General features: G+C 70.6%; 4 protein-coding genes and 1 pseudogene. 3 read left to right on the forward strand and 2 right to left on the reverse strand.

All coding sequences use genetic code 11. From position 1 onward, the window contains the following. The first annotated feature begins 399 nt into the window (after positions 1-399). From HUW62_RS46325 to HUW62_RS46335, 3 genes are read left to right on the forward strand one after another with little or no spacing between them, the layout of a single operon-like run. Positions 400-1,362 carry a ParB N-terminal domain-containing protein gene (locus HUW62_RS46325; protein ID WP_368670653.1) on the forward strand — a complete coding sequence of 321 codons (963 nt, stop codon included), beginning with the start codon at positions 400-402 and terminating at the stop codon, positions 1,360-1,362. Continuing rightward, on the forward strand, positions 1,362-1,928 hold the full coding sequence (pyrE, locus tag HUW62_RS46330) for an orotate phosphoribosyltransferase (RefSeq protein ID WP_163864836.1): 567 nt from the start codon (positions 1,362-1,364) through the stop codon (positions 1,926-1,928). The genes HUW62_RS46325 and pyrE overlap by 1 nt, the downstream gene beginning before the upstream one ends. Beyond that, entirely contained in the window at positions 1,925-2,554 is a 630-nt protein-coding gene (locus HUW62_RS46335; RefSeq protein WP_163864837.1) for a hypothetical protein, read from the forward strand. Before pyrE ends, HUW62_RS46335 begins: the two co-directional genes overlap by 4 nt. Positions 2,555-2,572: 18 nt before the next feature. Here the strand turns inward: HUW62_RS46335 and HUW62_RS46340 are convergent, their stop codons facing one another. After that, positions 2,573-3,169: a TIGR00730 family Rossman fold protein gene (locus HUW62_RS46340; protein ID WP_176438090.1), complete on the reverse strand. Its 597-nt coding sequence runs from the start codon at positions 3,167-3,169 to the stop codon at positions 2,573-2,575. Position 3,170: 1 nt separating this feature from the next. Then, a pseudogene (locus HUW62_RS46345) lies at positions 3,171-3,441 on the reverse strand (rhomboid family intramembrane serine protease); the annotation flags it as partial.

Below are 3,441 nucleotides of genomic sequence, written 5' to 3' on the forward strand. Positions count from 1 at the left end.
CCCCCCGGGTAGAGCCGCGTCCGGTCGCCCCGCCCGTGGAGCCTGCTTCTGCCGAGCCGCCAACGCCCTTCGCGTTGGGTGCTGGCGCCAAGAAGAAGGTCGTGGTGAAGAAGAAGACCCGCTAGAGCTCGCTTCCCGCGCCGCCGGAGTCGGTGGCGCGGGAGTGGGCAGACCAGGGGTTCCACCATGGACGCCGAGCACAGGGTTGACGGAGAGGAAGGGATGCCGGGTTCTCCGGAAGGTGGCTCGTCGTCCACGCCCGAGGCTGTTTCGGCGCGGGGTGACGGAGGGTCCCAGGACTCCGCGCCGCGGGAGCCGACGCATGCCGAAGGTGGGGAAGGGGAGTCATCCCCTGTCACCGCGACGCATGCGGGCGGCACGTCCCCGGAAGGAGGCTCGGTGGAGTCTCAGGGAGTCGTCGCCGAAGGAGCACCCGCCACGGGTGAGCCCGAGCGGGCCATGGAGTCGTCGGTGGGTGCGTCGGAAGAGTCGCAGGTGAAGTCCGCGTCGGAGCCGGGTGTCCCCGAGGAGTCGCGGCGCGAGGAGGGCTCCGGGCAGGAGTCCGCTTCGGAGCCGGATGCGTCTCCCGAGGGAGCGCGTCCCGAGGTCCCCGAGGCGGGTGCCTTGTCCGCCGAGACCCGGTCCGACGCCGCTGACTCGAGTGCTTCCTCCGAGTCGGAGTCCGGTGCGTCCGAGGACGAGGACGAAGAGTCTGGGCCGGAGCTGCTGGCCGCGCCGGAGGAGCGCCTCGCTGGTCGCGTGGTGACGGTGTTGATGCCGCTGGAGCGGCTCGAGGACGAGTCGGCCTACCGGCTGCGTCCCGAGGGTGACGTGTCCGGGCTGGCCACGGATATCGCGCGGCTGGGGCAGTTGTTCCCGGTGGACGTGCGGCCCCGTGGTGGAGGAGAGAGCTACCAGCTGGTGTGCGGCTTCCGGCGCGTGGCGGCGCTGCGCTTCCTCAAGCGGGACGCGGTGCAGGCGCGCGTTCACACGGACCTGTCGGACGAGGACGCGCTCCTCATGTCGCTGGCGGAGGCCATCCACGCCACGCCGGTGGGCCCCGAGGTGCTGGAGGCCAAGCGCGACCAGTTGGAGGCCCAGGGCCGGTTGAGCGCGGCCGTGGCAGACATGCTCGCCAAGGCGCTCGCCACCGATGACGAGCTGGCACCCGAGGGCGTGGAAGAGGAGATCGACGCCGACGAGCTGGCGGCGGACGTGTCGCAGCGGCTGGGGACCATCAACCAGGAACTCTCGCTGCTGGCGGACGTGTTCACCTCGCTGGATGAATCGCGCCGGGCGGAGCTGTTGATGCAACTGCGGTACTCCTCCGAGCTGGTGGCGTACCTGGAGGGGTTGAAGTGATGTCCGACGTGTTCGCCCGCGACAGGGCCCGGTTGCTGGAGCTGCTCACCGAGCGCTCCTTCGAGCGCCGCCGGGTGGTGCTTTCGTCCGGCAAGGAGTCGGACTTCTACATCGACTGCAAGCGCACCGCGCTCCTGGCCGAGGGACACTTCCTCATCGGCCGGCTCTTCCTCGACGCCATCCGCCGCGAGGCGCCCGAGGCGGTGGGTGCGGGCGGGCTGACGCTGGGCGCGGATCCGCTCGCGTCCGCGGTGAGCCTCACCGGCTATCTGTCCGGGTATCCGCTGGCCGCGTTCATCGTCCGCAAGGAGCCCAAGGGCCACGGCACCGGCCAGTGGATTGAGGGCCTGAGCGGGCTGGGCGCGGGCGCGAAGGTGGCCATCGTCGAGGATGTCGTGACGACGGGCGGCTCCACGCTCAAGGCGATTGAGCGGGCGAAGTCCGAGGGACTGACGGTGCTCGGGGCGTTCGCCCTGGTGGACCGACTGGAGGGGGGACGCGAGGCGGTGGAGGCCGCGGGCCACCGACTCACCACGCTGTTCACCCGCAAGGACTTCATTCCGTGAAGAAGCTTCTCGCCACGGGAGCGCTGCTGGGCATGTTGTCCGGCTGCTCCACCATGCCTCCCGCCGTTGGCGAGCAGGCTCCCACGCTGCATGACGAGAACGCGGAAGCGGCCTACCGGGCCTTGCTCGACAAGTACTCGGGCCAGCAGGAAATCTACGACGGCTTCGACACCCGACTCTTCTCAGGGGTGACGCTGCAGTCGCTGCCGTTCCGCGAGGCGCGGGTGCGGCGCCAGGCGGCCTTCCAGGTGTTGCCGCCTCCCAAGGTGGAGGCGCTGCTCGCCGAGGAGCGCGCCGAGGCCGCCCAGGTGCACGAGTTCTTCCTGGGCGTACACGTCAACGACGTCCGGTACCTCGACTTCGACTACAAGAAGAGCATCTGGCGCATGGCGCTGGTGACGCCCGCGGGCGAGGTGACGCCGGTGCGCATCCGCCGGCTGGGCCGCGCGGACCTGGAGATGCGCGCCTACTACCCGTACACCAGCGTCTTCTGGGTCGGCTATGAGGTGCAGTTCCCCACGGTGATGGCCAGCGGGCAGCCCGTCATCCCCCCTGGCACGGAGAAGGTGACGTTCCGCCTCGCCTCGTCGTTGGGACAGGCGGAGATGAAGGTGTCCGCGCAGTAGTCGCTCGCGGCCCCGGGCTTACGTCTGCTCGGGGCGCTTGAGCCACTTCTCCGTCACCGTGAGCGTGGGGCCGGCCAGCAGCCGGTCCACCAGCTCCGAGGGTGACTCGCTCACCGCGAAGGGCAGGGCCTGCTCCACGGGGACGAAGCCCTCGTTGGCCATGTGTCGGGCCAGGGTGACGAGGGGCTGGAAGAAGCCGCGCGTGTCGAGCAGTCCCATGGGCTTCTCGTGCAGGCCCAGTTGCGCCCAGGTGATGATTTCGAAGAGCTCGTCCAGCGTGCCGAAGCCGCCGGGCAGGGCGACGAACGCGTCCGAGCGCTCGGCCATCAACGCCTTGCGCTCGTGCATGGAGTCCACCCGGACGAGCTCCGTGAGGCCCAGGTGGGCAATCTCCCGCGCGCCCATGAAGTGCGGCAGCACGCCCACCACCTTGCCGCCCGAGGCCAGGGTGGCGGCGGCCACGGTGCCCATGAGTCCCACGCTCGCCCCGCCGTAGACGAGCGTCAGTCCGCGCCGCCCCAGCTCGGTGCCCAGGGCCTTCGCCGCCTCGGTGTACTCGGGCCGAGCGCCCGGACGCGAGCCGCAGAAGACGCAGATGCTGCGCACGTCGCCCATGTCAGAAGGCTCCGCGCCGCTCGGGGTGGGCCGCGTAGAGGGCCACCAGCGCCGTGAGGAACAGGATGATGGGCAGCGCGAGCGCGTACACCTGCCGGCCCTGCCGCAGCGCCACGCCGCAGGGCAGGCCGAAGAGGAAGCCGCCCAGGTGTCCGGACCAGCTCACGAAGGGCAGCAGGCTGAGCACGGCCACCTGCACCAGCCAGATGCCCAGCTCCCTGCGGCCCTGGCGCGTGGCGATGGGCAGCATGGCGCCCGCCCACCCCAGAATC

It is taken from the genome of Myxococcus sp. AM011 (assembly GCF_013372595.1).
Taxonomy (GTDB): Bacteria; Myxococcota; Myxococcia; order Myxococcales; family Myxococcaceae; genus Myxococcus; species Myxococcus eversor.

Bases quoted from the DNA above. Each gene is read 5' to 3' on its own strand.
- pyrE (WP_163864836.1), top strand. From the start codon at position 1,362: ATGTCCGACGTGTTCGCCCGCGACAGGGCCCGGTTGCTGGAGCTGCTC.
- HUW62_RS46340 (WP_176438090.1), bottom strand. From the start codon at position 3,169: ATGGGCGACGTGCGCAGCATCTGCGTCTTCTGCGGCTCGCGTCCGGGC.